The sequence below is a fragment of the Bradyrhizobium sp. UFLA06-24 genome, from assembly GCF_054967145.1.
Window position 1 is genome coordinate 76,615 of the sequence record NZ_JADFUE010000010.1, and the last position, 12,663, is coordinate 89,277.

Genomic DNA, 12,663 nt, shown 5'->3' on the forward strand with positions numbered 1-12,663 from the left:
TTCCGGGCTCGCCTCTTCGAGGCGCCCCGGAACGACGGAGCCTCACCGCATCCCGCCGCCCTGATCCCTGATCGCGCCGAGATGCTCGTTGATGCGGAATACGATCAGGATCAGTTCCGCGGCGATGCGCGAGAACACGATCCCGACGACGACGCCCGCGATCGATTCCAGCACGATCAGGAAACCGGCGAACGGGCTGATCGCCATCGCGGTGAGACCGGCAAAGATTCCGGAGAGGCCGAACAGGCAGATCACGCCGATCACCAGCCAGTAGAAGGTCTTGATGATCGTCGGCGTGATGAAGCGGTCCCATTGAAACAGATCGCTGAATGAAAACATCTCTCTCCCCCGGGCAGATCGTGCCGCCGACCGTGTCATCCAGACAATGAGGCAGGTTTGGCCCGACTCGCCGAATGTAGCACGAGCCATGCGAGCCGGCGGGTTGAGATTGCCGCAAAGTGCGGCCACAATCTGTCCTCCCGCAAAGCTTTTCCCAGATGACCCTGACCTTCGAAGATTTCCCGACCGGCCGCTACGGAACGTTCGGCCCGCGCCATGTCACCCGCGACGAGATCCTGGCCTTCGCCGCCGAGTTCGATCCGCAGCCGATGCATCTGGACGAGGAGGCAGCTAGCCGGAGCATGCTGCGCGGCCTGTCCGGCTCTGGCTGGCATCTCTGCTCGCTGATGATGCGGATGATGGCCGACGGATTTATTACCCGCGCCGCTTCGCTGGGGTCTCCCGGGGTCGACGAGGTGCGCTGGCTGTCGCCGCTCAGGCCGGGAGACGATCTGACGCTCGACGTCGATGTCGTCGAGGCGCGCACCTCGAAGAGCCGGCCGAACCTCGGCATCGTCAAGTTCAAATGCACCGTGCGCAACGCCAGGGGCGAAGCGCTCGCCGAGATGACCTCGCCGATCCTGATCGAGCGGCGCGAGGGAGCGGTCTGATGCGGTTCTTCGACGATATCGAGATCGGCCAACGCCGCGAGATTGGCAGCTATACGTTCACGGCAGAGGCCATCAAGACATTCGCCGCCAAGTTCGATCCGCAGCGCTTCCACCTCGACGAGGAGGAGGGCAAGAATTCGCTGTTCGGCGGGCTCGCTGCCTCCGGCTGGCATGTCGGCTCGGCCTGCATGAGCCTGCTTGTCGCCGACGGCCAGCGCCTGGCGCGCGAAGCAGCAAGCCGCGGCGAGGAGGTCGCGGTGTGGGGCCCGTCACCGGGCTTTCGCGACCTGCGCTGGATCAAGCCGGTGCTTGCGGGTGACACCATCTCTTACGTCAACGAAGTCATCGACAAGCGTGCCTCCGGCTCGCGTCCCGGCTGGGGCATCCTGACGGCCCGCACAATCGGCACCAACCAGCGCGGCGAGGACGTCTATTCCATCACCGCCAGCGCCTTCGTGCCGATGCGGAAGGGCGGTTAGACCAGTTCCAGGATGAACGCCCAAAACAGCGCGCGAGTGTTGCCCGCGCGCTATGGACGCGATTCCAGGCGGCTGCCATAAGCCTCGCGAGTTGGCTGGCGGCTCACGACGCAGCTGCCGGAACCATCGAGTTGCTAACCAATTATGAACCTGTCGCTGTCTATTTGAAACGAATTGGCAGAGTACAGGGGACGAGGACTATGGCAGACCGCGGCGCACTCAAGTTGGTCGGATTCATCTTTGCGACTGCGACGCTGGCCGTGATGCTGGTCGCCGGCATGGTGGTGAAGGGTTACGCCGACGGCGCCTACACCCTGGAAGCCTCGACCGTCGACGCGAGCCGTTAAGCGCTCGTTAACTCCGCGGGGCCACGAATTGGCCTCCGCGCGGGGCCGCGTCGTGGCCTCCGCCCTCAGCGGCTATAGACGAACGCCAAAATCGCGATCGCAATAGCCAGCAGCCCGACAAAGCGCAGCATGATAGTGCCGAACTGGTTCGGCGCCGGCCGCAACGGGATCGGGTCCGTGGTGTCGGGCCGAATGCTTTCCATCTGAAATGCCCCTGAAGCCCGGCCGTCAGCGGCACGGGCGCTAGGCTTTGGTCGCCGGGGTAGGGCGGAGGGTTCAATCCACGTCCTGTCATGCCGCGCGCGTAGCCATATCTACCGCTGTCATGCCCCGGCTTGAGCGGGGCATCCAGTACGCCGCGGCGTCTCGGTCCAATCACTATCGTCTCTGGAATACTGGATCGCCCGATTGAATCGGGCGATGACACCTATCCTGGAGAAACAGCGTGAGCCCATCCCCCAGAATCAAAACCGCCGCGCCCCTTCTCGGAACGCGACGGTTCGTGATGCTTGGATAGCCCGATCAGCTGTTGCGCAGACCGTCGGCGGCGCGCTTCCACTGGGCGACGTTGTCGGCGATCATGCGCGTCGACTTCATCGCGGCCTGGCTGAGCTGGGCGTAGCCCGAAATCTCGCGCTGGACGCGCTGGCCTTCGGCATGAAGCAGGTCGCGCAGGCTCTCGAGCTCGGAGATCAGGTTCTCGATCTCGGCGAGCGAGGTGCCGGCGACGCGCTGGATCAGCGAGTTGACGTTGGTGACGGTGGCTTCCGCGCTCGGATCGAGCGGCGGCGCGTCGGTGGTGGCAGTGGCAGGCCGGCGCAGATAGGCGATGTCGTTACGGACGAAATCGCGGATGCCGGCCTCGACTTCGGTCACGGCGGCAAGGTTGCTGTCGACCGTCTCGGTCTCGGTGGCTTCGATCTTTTCCGGACGAATGGCGTTCATCAAGGTTCCCCTGTTCGCGTTGAGCGCAGCGCGAGTGTCCCCCGCACGACGGCGTCGGTGATCCGACTAGGGCGTCGGATTTTGACCGCAACGGGGCCGAGATACGGCAAGGGCGGACGATTCGGGGGCTTTGCCGTGGCGTATGGTTAGGAGAGTCTGAAGAAGCCTCACCAGCTCTTCTTGAAGCCGGCCGTCACGCTCTTGTTGATCACCCCTTGCGAGGTCTCGCCGACCGAGCCCGACACGGTGACGTTGTCGAACAGCTTCTGTTCGGCGCCGACCTTGCCCAGCCACTTGTCGTCGGTGGTCGACAGCGTTCGGCCAGCACTGATGCTGGTGCCGGTGTCGGCGATGGAAACCTTGGCGGACTGGTCGGTCTCGTAATTGCGGATGACGTGGCCGCCGACGCCGGGCAGCGCCGTGGTGCCCTGCTGGTTGACGCTGTAGCCGTTCTGCAGCGTCAGCGAAGTATCGCTCGACAGCGGCATCGATTTGGTCAGCGACGCCCCGAGCTTGCTCTGCTCAGAGCCGGGATCGACGCGGGCTTCCACGGCGGTCTTGTCCCAGATCACGCCCGCGCCCGGCGCGGTCGCGGCGGCCCAGGCGCTGCCGGAGGATTGCGGCAGGTTGCCGCCGTTGGCGGCCTTCTCCGCCAGCAGCTCCGACATCGTGGTCGGCTCTTTCGCCACCGTCATGTCGGCGCCGATGCGGGTATCCCAGAACGGGGACACCGACTGCTTCACCGTCACGGCCGAGGAGCCGTTGGCATTGGCGTTGGACGACCAGTTCATGCCGTCATTGGCGGCAGCCTTCGCGCGCTTCTTGGCGGCGATGATGTCGTTGAGCGTGCCGGCATCGATGGCGAGCTGGCTCCAGTCGAGCTTGTCGACGTCGATGCCTTTGAGCACGTCGGTATCGTTGACGTCGGGGGCCGTCTCGGCGACCTCGTCCGCCTCGTCGTCGGGGGCTGTCGCGGCGGGAGGCGGGGAGAAGGGCGGAATGATCTGCGCCTGGGCCGTCAGCACCGAGCCGAAAACGAAGGCGGCCGCCAGCGGCAGCCGGATCCAGCCCAAACCTGTCGTGAATTCCATTGCCCTTGCCCGCGAGCCCAGTTCGGGCGGAAGATGCGGAACCATCGTTGCGAAATTGTGGCACCTGGGATGACGAACCAACGGGCCGCGCGCAAGTCGCGCGCGCCCGAAGACGAGCCTCTCCACGATGCGCGTCCGGCGGGGCTGGAGGCCGGGACGGGTCGCAGGAGCATCAGTCGATCGGTCCCGGAATGCGGAGCCCGTTGGTGTCCCCCTCAGCCGACGCGGGTCATCTTTGGCAGATGAATCGCGCGGCCGAGTGCCTGCTCGACCAGATCGAAGGTGTCGATCAGCACGCGCATGTTGATGAGCCTGCCAGCCCTGAACTGGGCGAATTGCGCGACGCGCAGGCTGATCGGCTTGTCCGAATCCAAGGCGGTGAGCGAATAGCGCAGCATCGACGAGGCGGAATCGACGCCCAGCATGATGCTCTCCCGCTCGAAACGGCGGACGTGGAAATTGTCGGCGAGCTGGCGGATCACCTGGAGCACCGCCGCCTTGCCCTGGCGCGCGCCCAGGAACGGAAACATGTCGATCGGGCCGTAGACCGCCCAGTCGACGTCCTCGTCGATCAGGGCCTCGATATCCTCGAAATGCCGGTCGTTGATCGCGCGATGCAATGCACGCGAGAAACGCCAGAGGCTGTGCTCTGTCATTTTGGGCAGTCCTGAAGCTGGCTTGCAAAGAAAAACGGAAAACAACCCCATGCGCCGTAAAGGCGCCCCGGGGTCGCTCAACTCATTTGTATGCGAACAAAATACGCGGTTTCGGCCAAAACGCAATTCACGTTTTTGCAATGCACAATTGATGGCGTTTTGTGAGATTTACAATAGAACCCCGTAATCTCCCGGGGGGCGGCCCGTCGGGCTACAGCCCGTCCGCCTCCGCCGCCACGATCATGGGGCCGATCTCCCTCTCCAGCACCTGCTGCACCAGATCGTAGGAATCGATGATTTCGCGGATCTGTGCGATCTGGCCGTTCCGGAAGCTGTAGAATACCGCCATGTCGAACTGGACGATCCGGCCGTTGCTGCGCTTCTTGAAATGGGCCTGCAGGTAGGTCGCCACCTCGTCGCCATCAGCCAGGATCTGCGGCGCCTTGTAACGAATCTCGGAGTAACGCAACCAGACCGTTCGCCAGAGCTCGCGTAGCTCGGCCTTGCCGTGGCGGGGGCCCATATGCGGCAGCACGTCGATCGGGGCGTGAGTGAGGAAGTCGACGTCGTCGGTGCAGCACGACAGCGCGTCATCGAGATCGCCGCGCGCAAGAGCGTCGAGCAGATGCAGCACGCGTTGCTTGTTCAACGATTCGATCGTCATAGGCTGTCCCGCCCGCACCGGCCGTGGATTGCAAACGCTATCGCGCGGCCCCCGGCTTCATCAATCCGCAAAAACACAGGGATATCCAGCGATGGGTCGCGCTTCCATGCATGGTGGTTCACGCCATGCAGCGCGCGGTGGAACCCCAGCCCGCCCGTGTTCGTTGAGACGCGGACACCCGCCGGAGACATCGATCATGAAATCCCCGCTTCTCGCCGCCGCTGCCGCGCTTCTCATGCTCGGCGCCACCTCCGCCGCCGACGCCAAGGGCTGCATCAAGGGCGCCGTCGTCGGCGGCGTCGCCGGCCATTATGCCGGCCATCACGGCATGTTAGGCGCCGCCGCCGGCTGCCTCTACGGCCGCCACCATGCCAAGGAGCAGGAGAAGCAGCAGCAACAGACCCAGACGACCGGGCAGGGCAAGCTGTAGGCCCGCAGGCGCTGCGTCTTCCCGTGCACCCGACATCGTGATAGTGAAGCGCGGCGGCAATCGGCCGCGCTTCCCGAACCGATGGAGGGCGTCATGCGCAAGTCCCGCGATCTCGAAAACCTCCCCAGCTTTCAGCGTCACGCGTAAGCGGCGGAAGTCTTTCCCCTCGGAAACCCACGTCAAACGCGGCGCGCGCGTCGTTCACGGCGACGTCGAGCTGAGCGAAAAGCTCGGCCGCAACGACCTCTGCCCATGCGGCTCCGGACGCAGGTTTCAAGGCCTGCTGCATGAGCTCAGGCAGTTATGACGGCTCCAACCGCGGCTATTACTTTCAGGGAGTAGCGGTGTTCTGCCGGCGGTGATTGGCGAACGCGATATCCCGGTCTCGTGTGACCTCGCGAGACCGGGATCTATCGTGCAGCATCGCCGGCTCTCTTCGCCAATAACCTACCTCTTCTTCCACCGACCGCGTCGCCCCGGTGCCCCGCCCGTCGACTTCGGCGCGGGCCCGAACTCCGGCCCCGACTGCCGCGAGTCGGTCGGCTGGATGATCCGGCTGTTTCCGCCGAACGGCTTCGACGGCAATGTCGGGCTGGCGCGATAGGGCAACGACTCCGGGCCGTGCATCTCGTCGAGATGCGGCTTGTGCACGCGTGAGCCCTTGGCGCCGCCGGCCTTGAGCGCGGTCGCGGCGCTCTTGTTCTTCATGGCGCTCACCGGCAAATTCGCGGCGTCGCCGTATTTCCTCGTGCCGGCATAGGCGCCGGCCTTGGTCGTGACCGTGCGCTGCTTGGCGGTGGGATCGTCGACCACGGCGAGCTCGGTGGCGCGCAGGCGCTTGACCTCGTCGCGGAGGCGCGCGGCTTCCTCGAAGTTCAGGTCGGCGGCGGCCTCGCGCATCCGCGTCTCGAGATCGGCCAGCACGGCTTCGAAATTGTGGCCGATCGAGATGACGTCGTCGGTCATGTCGTGGCCGCCGACCTCGACCAGCACGTGGTCGCGCTCGTAGACGGAGTTGAGGATGTCGCCGATATGCTTCTTCACGCTCTCAGGCGTGATGCCGTTGGCGGTGTTGTACTCGACCTGCTTCTCGCGGCGGCGGTTGGTCTCGGCGATGGCGCGCTCCATCGAGCCGGTCATCTGGTCGGCATAGAGGATCACCTTGCCGTCGACGTTGCGCGCGGCGCGGCCGATGGTCTGGATCAGCGAGGTCTCACTGCGCAGAAAACCTTCCTTGTCGGCGTCGAGGATGGCGACCAGCGCGCATTCGGGAATGTCGAGGCCCTCGCGCAGCAGGTTGATGCCGACCAGCGCGTCGAACGCGCCGAGCCTGAGATCCCGGATGATCTCGATGCGCTCGATCGTGTCGATATCAGAGTGCATGTAGCGGACGCGAATCCCCTGCTCATGCAGGTATTCGGTGAGGTCCTCCGCCATGCGCTTGGTGAGCACCGTGATCAGCGAGCGATAGCCGGCCTGCGCCGTGGCGCGAACCTCGCCGACGAGATCGTCGACCTGGGTGCGGGCCGGGCGGATGTCGACGGGCGGATCGATCAGGCCTGTGGGGCGAATGACCTGCTCGACGAACACGCCGCCGCTCTCGTTGAGCTCCCATCCACCCGGCGTCGCCGACACCGCGATCGTCTGCGGCCGCATCATGTCCCACTCCTCGAAACGCAAGGGGCGGTTGTCCATGCAGGAGGGCAGGCGGAAGCCGTATTCGGCCAGCGTTGCCTTGCGGCGGAAGTCGCCGCGGAACATGGCGCCGATCTGCGGAATGGTGACGTGGCTTTCGTCGGCGAAGATCAGCGCATTGTCGGGGACGTATTCGAACAGCGTCGGCGGCGGCTCGCCGGGCCGGCGTCCGGTCAGGTAGCGCGAATAGTTCTCGATGCCGGCGCAGCTGCCCGTCGCCTCCATCATCTCGAGGTCGAAGGTGGTGCGTTGCTCCAGCCGCTGTGCCTCCAGCAGGCGTCCCTGGTTGTTGAGCTGGTCGAGCCGCAGCTTCAATTCCGATTTGATCGACTTGATCGCCTGCACCAGCGTCGGCCGCGGCGTCACATAGTGCGAGTTGGCGTACATCTTGATGAATTCGAGCTCGTCCTGCTTGTGGCCGGTGAGCGGATCGAACTCCTCGATGTTCTCGATGGTGTCGCCGAACAAATTCACGCGCCAGGCGCGGTCTTCATAGTGCGCCGGGAAGATATCGATGACGTCGCCGCGCACGCGAAACGTGCCGCGCGTGAAATCGGCCTGGGTGCGCTTGTACTGCAGCGCGACGAGATCGGCGATGAGCTGGCGCTGGTCGATGCGCTCGCCCTTCTTCAGCGCGAAGGTCATCGCGGTATAGGTCTCGACCGAGCCGATACCGTAGATGCAGGATACCGAGGCGACGATGATGACGTCGTCGCGTTCGAGCAGCGCGCGCGTCGCCGAGTGGCGCATGCGGTCGATCTGCTCGTTGATGGACGAATCCTTTTCGATGTAGGTGTCGGTGCGCGGGACGTAGGCTTCCGGCTGGTAGTAGTCGTAATAGCTGACGAAATACTCGACGGCGTTGTCGGGGAAGAAGTTCTTGAACTCGCCATAGAGCTGGGCGGCGAGCGTCTTGTTCGGCGCCAGGATCAGCGCCGGGCGCTGCGTCGCCTCGATCACCTTGGCCATGGTGTAGGTCTTGCCGGAGCCGGTGACGCCGAGCAGCACCTGCGAACGGTCGTTGCGTTCGATGCCCTCGACCAGCTCCTTGATCGCGGTCGGCTGATCGCCGCGCGGCTGGTATTCGGACTTGATCTCGAAGCGCACGCCGCCTTCGGACTTTTCCGGGCGCGGCGGCCGGTGCGGCGTCCACACCTTCATGGAGCCGTCGCCCTTGCGGAACTCGGGGCGGCCCTCGCGGATCAGGGATTCCAGTGCGTCGGCCGTCGCCTTGACGCCGAGCGCCTCCATCTTGCTGCGCGGCGGGCGCGCCAGCGCCTCGGCATCGTCCTCCTCGGTGGGAAGACCGAGCTGCCGCGCCAGCTCCGGATCGAGCGTCGGGATCGTGGCGGCCGTGCCGTAATTGGCCTGAGGGACCTCGTCGAAGCCCTCGGTCGAAGCCCGTGCCCCCACCGGCTGCGGATTGGGCCGCAGCGGCATCGGTCGCGTCGTATCCTGCGGAAACTCTTTCGGCGTCGAGGCGCGCGCCCGGTGCGCGGCAGCTTCGCCTCCGGCGCGGCGGTCGCGCGAATTGTCCGGCGGCGGCTGCAGCCCGGTGCCCGATCCCAGCCCGGCATCGCCGCGGTTGATCGCGGGATTCAGCAGTTCGGCCAGCGCCGGCCCGATCGGCTGCACATCAGGCCGATGTGCCTTTGAATTCGGTGCCTTGGTTTTGGGGGATTTTGGGGGAGCAGCTTTCTTCGCCATGAGGCGAATATGGGACGAGTCCGCCCCTCAGAAAAGGGCGAATAGCCGCCACCGCGCAGGCTGCTGACAGCAGGTTGGCAGCAGCCCCGGTCACGCCGCCGGCAGCGGTCCGTCGCCGTCCACGACTGTCAGGCGCGGCTCGAGGATGTCGAGATGAATCCCGCCGCAATCGGTGCAGCGCATGGTCCAGTACTCGCACCCGGCGCGGCCGCCGATGACACGGAGCACCGTGAGATCGCCGTCGCATTCCGGGCATATTGCCAGCACCTCGCGGGAATAGATTCTCGGCTGCGGAGCGTCTTCGTAGTTGATGACCGACATGGTCAGGTGTCCCCCCTGTTATGCCGCGCTGTCGCTCAGTCCTCCCTCGCGGAGTCTATTCGTCGTTGTCGTCCGCGTGCCGGCGGAACCGGTCGATGTGATGCTTGGCGTCGGCGATCGCCGCGTCCGGATCGGGCCAGGCGAAGCCGACTTCCATGGTCGGAAACAGCACGCCGTCGATGGCAACCGGGCTCAAATCGGCGCGCCTGATCCGGGCGTGCCACAGTCCTTTGCCAGCTTCGAAGGATTCGATGTCAAAGCCATCGTAAAGGGTCGTCATTGGTAGTCCCCAAATGCGCTCGTGTCGGAGGGTTAGAGGAGCACGGTTGCGGGTTTGGGACTGTGAAGCGGTTCACAAGCGCCCAGCTTTTTCAGCCGAACGGTTGAGATCAGTTCCGCGCAGGGCTGCGTCCGGACCGGCGCGGACGGGCCGCGGGTTCCGCGGCCGCCCGCATGATCCAGCGGCGGAACGCGGCGAAGTCGCGCTGTTCGGTCTGGAAGCTGCGGTAGAGCAGGTACCAGCGCATGCCCTTGGGAACGGAAAGGTCGAACGGTGCGACGAGCCGGCCGGCGGCGAGATCGTCGTCGATATAGGGCCGGATGCCCATGGCGATGCCGAGCCCGTCAACGGCGGCCTGGAGCGCCTGGCCGTAGAACTGGAACTCCGGCCCGCGCGGATTGATGCGGGGAAGGTTCGCGGCCTTCAGCCAGAGCGGCCAGTCCTCCGGCGAGTGTTCCACGCGGATCAGGCTGGGGCCCTTGAGGTCGGCCGGGCGCTTCAATGAGGTGGCGAGGCGGGGCACGCAGACCGGCGTCAAATCACCGGCGAACAGGGGTTCGGCGACGAGCCCCGGCCAGTCGCCGGTGCCGAGCTTGATGCCGCAGCTCCAGTCCTCGCCGAACGGCACCGACGCGCCGCCGGTGGTGAAGCGCACCTCGATGTCGGGCTCCTCGCTGCGAAACTCCGACAGGCGCGGGATCAGCCAGCGCATCGCAAACGTATGTCCGACGCCGATGGTGAGCACGCGCACGCTCGCGGGCGCGGTCACCTGCGCGGTGAGGCTGGCGAGCGCATCGAAGATCGGCGTCAGGCCGCTCTGATAGGCGCGGCCCGCCTGGGTCAGCACCAGCCTGTTGGCCTTGCGCTCGAATAACGCCACCCCGAGCCGCTCTTCGAGCAGGTGCACCATGCGGCTGACGGCGGCCGCCGACACGCTCAGCTCGACGCCGGCCCCAGCAAAGCTGCCGGTCCGCGCCGCCGCCTCGAATGCCTTGATGCCGTTGAGAAAGAGCAGGCGGCGCAAAGTCTACCCTCAGGAAAGCTGATGCCAGGGCAAGATAACTCAGTTTGCGAAGCAGGCGCAAGCGAGGCACCTTCTCCTTCGCCTCTCCCCACGTGCGCGGACGAGGGAATCAAGCGTCCCTAGCTGCCGAACAGGAGAACCGTCCCTTGACGCCCATCATGATCGCTGCCCTCGGATTGCTGATGGTGGCCACCGCGTTTCTGTCGGGGCTGTTCGGCATGGCGGGCGGGCTGATCCTGATCGGCGTGCTGCTGGCGCTGATGCCGCTGCCGACCGCGATGGTGCTGCATGCGATCACGCAGATGGCCTCGAATGGCTGGCGTGCCTTGCTCTGGCGCCAGCATATCCGCTGGCGGGCGGTGGCGAACTATCTGGTCGGCGCGGCGATCGCGCTCGCGGCCTGGTCGGTCACCCGCTACGTGCCTGACAAGCCGATCGCGCTGTTGATGCTGGGCGCCACGCCGTTCATGGCCCGGCTGCTGCCGACCAACATCAAGCCCGACCCTGACAGCCTTTGGCAGGGCACCGTCTACGGCACGATCTGCATGGGCTTGATGCTGATGACCGGCGTCTCCGGTCCGCTGCTCGACACGTTCTTCCTCGGCGGCAATTTCGGCCGGCGCGAGAAGGTGGCGACGAAGTCGATGTGCCAGGTCGTCAGCCATTTCACCAAGCTGATCTATTTCGGCGGCATCATCGACCAGGCGGCGAGCCTCGATCCCGTGCTCGCCGGCGCCGCGATCCTCGCCTCGATGCTCGGCACCACGCTGGCGCGGCGCCTGCTCGAAGCCATGACCGACCAGCAATTCGTCACCTGGTCGTACAAGCTGATCACCACCATCGCCTGTTACTACATCGCCTATGGCGGCTGGCTCCTGGTTCGCACGCCGGTGCTCGCCGCCATCGACAAGGGAGGTTTGCAATGAGCAATCAGGCCGACCCGCTGGTGCTGGACTTCGTCGAATGGGTCGCACGCGAGCCGCGCGCCTATGCCGAGGTGATCGCGACCTGGAAGACCTCGTGCCCGCGCCTCACCATCTGGGAAGACGCCGCCGACCGCGGCTTCGTCGCGCGCGAGACGCTCCCCGGCATCGGCCTCGTCATCGCGGTGACGGAAGCGGGCGAGAAGCTGCTGCGCACCAACGGGCGGTAGACGCAGGGCGCTTCTGTCTCCACATCGTCATTGCGAGCGCCAGCGAAGCAATCCAGAATGTGACTGCGGAGGCAGTCTGGGTTGCTTCGCTGGCGCTCGCAATGACGGAACAACACCATGTCGCTCAAACTCTACGAACTCGTCGGCACCGATGCCTCGCGCCCGTTCAGCCCGTTCTGCTGGCGCACGCGGATGGCGCTCGCGCACAAGGGATTGGCGGCGGAATCGCTGCCCTGGCGTTTCACCGAGAAGAGCACGATCGCGCCGCACGGCTCGGAGAAGGTCCCTGTGCTGCTGCATCACGACAAGCCGGTGGTCGATTCGTGGACGATCGCGAATTACCTCGAAGACGAATTTCCGGATCGGCCCTCGCTGTTCGGCGGCGAGGGCGGCCGCGCCATGGCGCGCATGATCAACGCCTGGGGCGACATCGCCATCGTCGGCGGCATCTTTCCGCTCATCATCGCCGACATTCCGAACAACCTCGGCGAGGCCGACGCCACCTATTTCCGTCAGTCGCGGGAAGCGCGCTTCGGCAAGCCGCTGGAAGAGATCATGGCGAACCGCGACAGCGGCGTGGTGGCATTCCGCAAATCGCTGGAGGTGTTGCGCCAGACCTTCAAGACGCAGCCCTTCATCGGCGGCCGCGCGCCTGATTATGCCGACTACATCGTGTTCGGCGGCTTCCAATGGGCGCGCGTGGTGAGCCCGTTCAAGCTGCTCGAGGCTGACGATCCGGTCTATGCCTGGCGCGGCAGGCTGCTCGATGCGTTCGACGGCATCGCGCGGAAATCGCCGGGGCATCCAGTTTAGACTTCGTAGGCTGGGCAAAGCGAAGCGTGCCACGACCTGATCGTGTTGGATGGGGACGGTGGGCACGGCGCAAGTGCGCCCTTGCCCACCCTGCAATACTGAGGATGT

Annotated in this window: 18 protein-coding genes; 8 read left to right on the forward strand and 10 right to left on the reverse strand. The window is 65.3% G+C overall.

Annotated elements, in window-relative coordinates; translation table 11 throughout:
• Positions 1 to 42: 42 nt before the first annotated feature.
• A complete protein-coding gene (locus tag IF809_RS11240; protein ID WP_128968345.1) occupies positions 43 to 339 on the reverse strand; it encodes a DUF4282 domain-containing protein in 297 nt (98 codons plus the stop codon).
• A gap of 158 nt (positions 340 to 497) precedes the next feature.
• On the opposite strand from IF809_RS11240, the gene IF809_RS11245 reads away from it, so the two are divergent.
• From IF809_RS11245 to IF809_RS11255, 3 genes are all read left to right on the forward strand, one after another.
• Positions 498 to 950: a MaoC family dehydratase gene (locus tag IF809_RS11245; protein WP_453980551.1), complete on the forward strand. Its 453-nt coding sequence runs from the start codon at positions 498 to 500 to the stop codon at positions 948 to 950.
• Positions 950 to 1,429: a MaoC family dehydratase gene (locus IF809_RS11250; RefSeq protein ID WP_462837608.1), complete on the forward strand. Its 480-nt coding sequence runs from the start codon at positions 950 to 952 to the stop codon at positions 1,427 to 1,429. Before IF809_RS11245 ends, IF809_RS11250 begins: the two co-directional genes overlap by 1 nt.
• 200 nt (positions 1,430 to 1,629) lie before the next feature.
• Entirely contained in the window at positions 1,630 to 1,776 is a 147-nt protein-coding gene (locus IF809_RS11255) for a hypothetical protein (RefSeq protein WP_164938884.1), read from the forward strand.
• Between the two features lie 65 nt (positions 1,777 to 1,841).
• Here IF809_RS11255 and IF809_RS11260 read toward each other — a convergent pair whose 3' ends face one another.
• From IF809_RS11260 to IF809_RS11280, 5 genes are all read right to left on the reverse strand, one after another.
• Positions 1,842 to 1,979, reverse strand: a complete 138-nt coding sequence (locus IF809_RS11260) for a hypothetical protein (protein ID WP_007596789.1) — start codon at positions 1,977 to 1,979, stop codon at positions 1,842 to 1,844.
• A 319-nt stretch (positions 1,980 to 2,298) separates the two neighbouring features.
• Entirely contained in the window at positions 2,299 to 2,721 is a 423-nt protein-coding gene (locus IF809_RS11265) for a hypothetical protein (protein WP_128968342.1), read from the reverse strand.
• A gap of 167 nt (positions 2,722 to 2,888) precedes the next feature.
• Entirely contained in the window at positions 2,889 to 3,812 is a 924-nt protein-coding gene (locus IF809_RS11270) for a hypothetical protein (protein WP_462837609.1), read from the reverse strand.
• A 215-nt stretch (positions 3,813 to 4,027) separates the two neighbouring features.
• The gene (locus IF809_RS11275) at positions 4,028 to 4,468 is read right to left on the reverse strand and encodes a nuclear transport factor 2 family protein (RefSeq protein ID WP_128968340.1); all 441 of its coding nucleotides are present in this window, start codon (positions 4,466 to 4,468) and stop codon (positions 4,028 to 4,030) included.
• Positions 4,469 to 4,679: 211 nt separating this feature from the next.
• The gene (locus IF809_RS11280) at positions 4,680 to 5,132 is read right to left on the reverse strand and encodes a nuclear transport factor 2 family protein (RefSeq protein ID WP_128968339.1); all 453 of its coding nucleotides are present in this window, start codon (positions 5,130 to 5,132) and stop codon (positions 4,680 to 4,682) included.
• Positions 5,133 to 5,328: 196 nt separating this feature from the next.
• On the opposite strand from IF809_RS11280, the gene IF809_RS11285 reads away from it, so the two are divergent.
• Together IF809_RS11285 and IF809_RS11290 are read left to right on the forward strand one after the other, a co-directional pair.
• Positions 5,329 to 5,562 carry a hypothetical protein gene (locus IF809_RS11285; RefSeq protein ID WP_128968338.1) on the forward strand — a complete coding sequence of 78 codons (234 nt, stop codon included), beginning with the start codon at positions 5,329 to 5,331 and terminating at the stop codon, positions 5,560 to 5,562.
• Entirely contained in the window at positions 5,501 to 5,869 is a 369-nt protein-coding gene (locus IF809_RS11290; RefSeq protein WP_453993223.1) for an SEC-C metal-binding domain-containing protein, read from the forward strand. Before IF809_RS11285 ends, IF809_RS11290 begins: the two co-directional genes overlap by 62 nt.
• 140 nt (positions 5,870 to 6,009) lie before the next feature.
• Here the strand turns inward: IF809_RS11290 and uvrB are convergent, their stop codons facing one another.
• From uvrB to IF809_RS11310, 4 genes are all read right to left on the reverse strand, one after another.
• Positions 6,010 to 8,964: an excinuclease ABC subunit UvrB gene (gene uvrB / locus IF809_RS11295; protein ID WP_462837610.1), complete on the reverse strand. Its 2,955-nt coding sequence runs from the start codon at positions 8,962 to 8,964 to the stop codon at positions 6,010 to 6,012.
• 90 nt (positions 8,965 to 9,054) lie between these two features.
• Positions 9,055 to 9,285, reverse strand: coding sequence for a hypothetical protein (locus tag IF809_RS11300; protein ID WP_453980542.1), 231 nt, complete (start codon positions 9,283 to 9,285; stop codon positions 9,055 to 9,057).
• A 55-nt stretch (positions 9,286 to 9,340) separates the two neighbouring features.
• Entirely contained in the window at positions 9,341 to 9,565 is a 225-nt protein-coding gene (locus tag IF809_RS11305; protein ID WP_453980541.1) for a hypothetical protein, read from the reverse strand.
• 109 nt (positions 9,566 to 9,674) lie between these two features.
• A complete protein-coding gene (locus tag IF809_RS11310; RefSeq protein WP_462837611.1) occupies positions 9,675 to 10,589 on the reverse strand; it encodes a LysR substrate-binding domain-containing protein in 915 nt (304 codons plus the stop codon).
• 146 nt (positions 10,590 to 10,735) lie between these two features.
• Here IF809_RS11310 and IF809_RS11315 point away from each other — a divergent pair, with 146 nt between their 5' ends.
• From IF809_RS11315 to IF809_RS11325, 3 genes are all read left to right on the forward strand, one after another.
• The gene (locus IF809_RS11315; protein WP_462837612.1) at positions 10,736 to 11,515 is read left to right on the forward strand and encodes a TSUP family transporter; all 780 of its coding nucleotides are present in this window, start codon (positions 10,736 to 10,738) and stop codon (positions 11,513 to 11,515) included.
• Positions 11,512 to 11,742, forward strand: coding sequence for a hypothetical protein (locus tag IF809_RS11320; protein ID WP_453993216.1), 231 nt, complete (start codon positions 11,512 to 11,514; stop codon positions 11,740 to 11,742). The genes IF809_RS11315 and IF809_RS11320 overlap by 4 nt, the downstream gene beginning before the upstream one ends.
• A gap of 117 nt (positions 11,743 to 11,859) precedes the next feature.
• Positions 11,860 to 12,555, forward strand: a complete 696-nt coding sequence (locus IF809_RS11325) for a glutathione S-transferase family protein (RefSeq protein WP_462837613.1) — start codon at positions 11,860 to 11,862, stop codon at positions 12,553 to 12,555.
• The last annotated feature ends 108 nt before the right edge of the window (positions 12,556 to 12,663 follow it).

Coding starts and splice junctions, on each gene's coding strand:
- IF809_RS11305 (WP_453980541.1), bottom strand. CDS start 9,565: ATGACGACCCTTTACGATGGCTTTGACATCGAATCCTTCGAAGCTGGC.
- IF809_RS11270 (WP_462837609.1), bottom strand. CDS start 3,812: ATGGAATTCACGACAGGTTTGGGCTGGATCCGGCTGCCGCTGGCGGCC.
- IF809_RS11240 (WP_128968345.1), bottom strand. CDS start 339: ATGTTTTCATTCAGCGATCTGTTTCAATGGGACCGCTTCATCACGCCG.
- IF809_RS11325 (WP_462837613.1), top strand. CDS start 11,860: ATGTCGCTCAAACTCTACGAACTCGTCGGCACCGATGCCTCGCGCCCG.
- IF809_RS11250 (WP_462837608.1), top strand. CDS start 950: ATGCGGTTCTTCGACGATATCGAGATCGGCCAACGCCGCGAGATTGGC.
- uvrB (WP_462837610.1), bottom strand. CDS start 8,964: ATGGCGAAGAAAGCTGCTCCCCCAAAATCCCCCAAAACCAAGGCACCG.
- IF809_RS11285 (WP_128968338.1), top strand. CDS start 5,329: ATGAAATCCCCGCTTCTCGCCGCCGCTGCCGCGCTTCTCATGCTCGGC.
- IF809_RS11265 (WP_128968342.1), bottom strand. CDS start 2,721: ATGAACGCCATTCGTCCGGAAAAGATCGAAGCCACCGAGACCGAGACG.
- IF809_RS11300 (WP_453980542.1), bottom strand. CDS start 9,285: ATGTCGGTCATCAACTACGAAGACGCTCCGCAGCCGAGAATCTATTCC.
- IF809_RS11320 (WP_453993216.1), top strand. CDS start 11,512: ATGAGCAATCAGGCCGACCCGCTGGTGCTGGACTTCGTCGAATGGGTC.
- IF809_RS11245 (WP_453980551.1), top strand. CDS start 498: ATGACCCTGACCTTCGAAGATTTCCCGACCGGCCGCTACGGAACGTTC.
- IF809_RS11280 (WP_128968339.1), bottom strand. CDS start 5,132: ATGACGATCGAATCGTTGAACAAGCAACGCGTGCTGCATCTGCTCGAC.
- IF809_RS11275 (WP_128968340.1), bottom strand. CDS start 4,468: ATGACAGAGCACAGCCTCTGGCGTTTCTCGCGTGCATTGCATCGCGCG.
- IF809_RS11255 (WP_164938884.1), top strand. CDS start 1,630: ATGGCAGACCGCGGCGCACTCAAGTTGGTCGGATTCATCTTTGCGACT.
- IF809_RS11290 (WP_453993223.1), top strand. CDS start 5,501: ATGCCAAGGAGCAGGAGAAGCAGCAGCAACAGACCCAGACGACCGGGC.
- IF809_RS11260 (WP_007596789.1), bottom strand. CDS start 1,979: ATGGAAAGCATTCGGCCCGACACCACGGACCCGATCCCGTTGCGGCCG.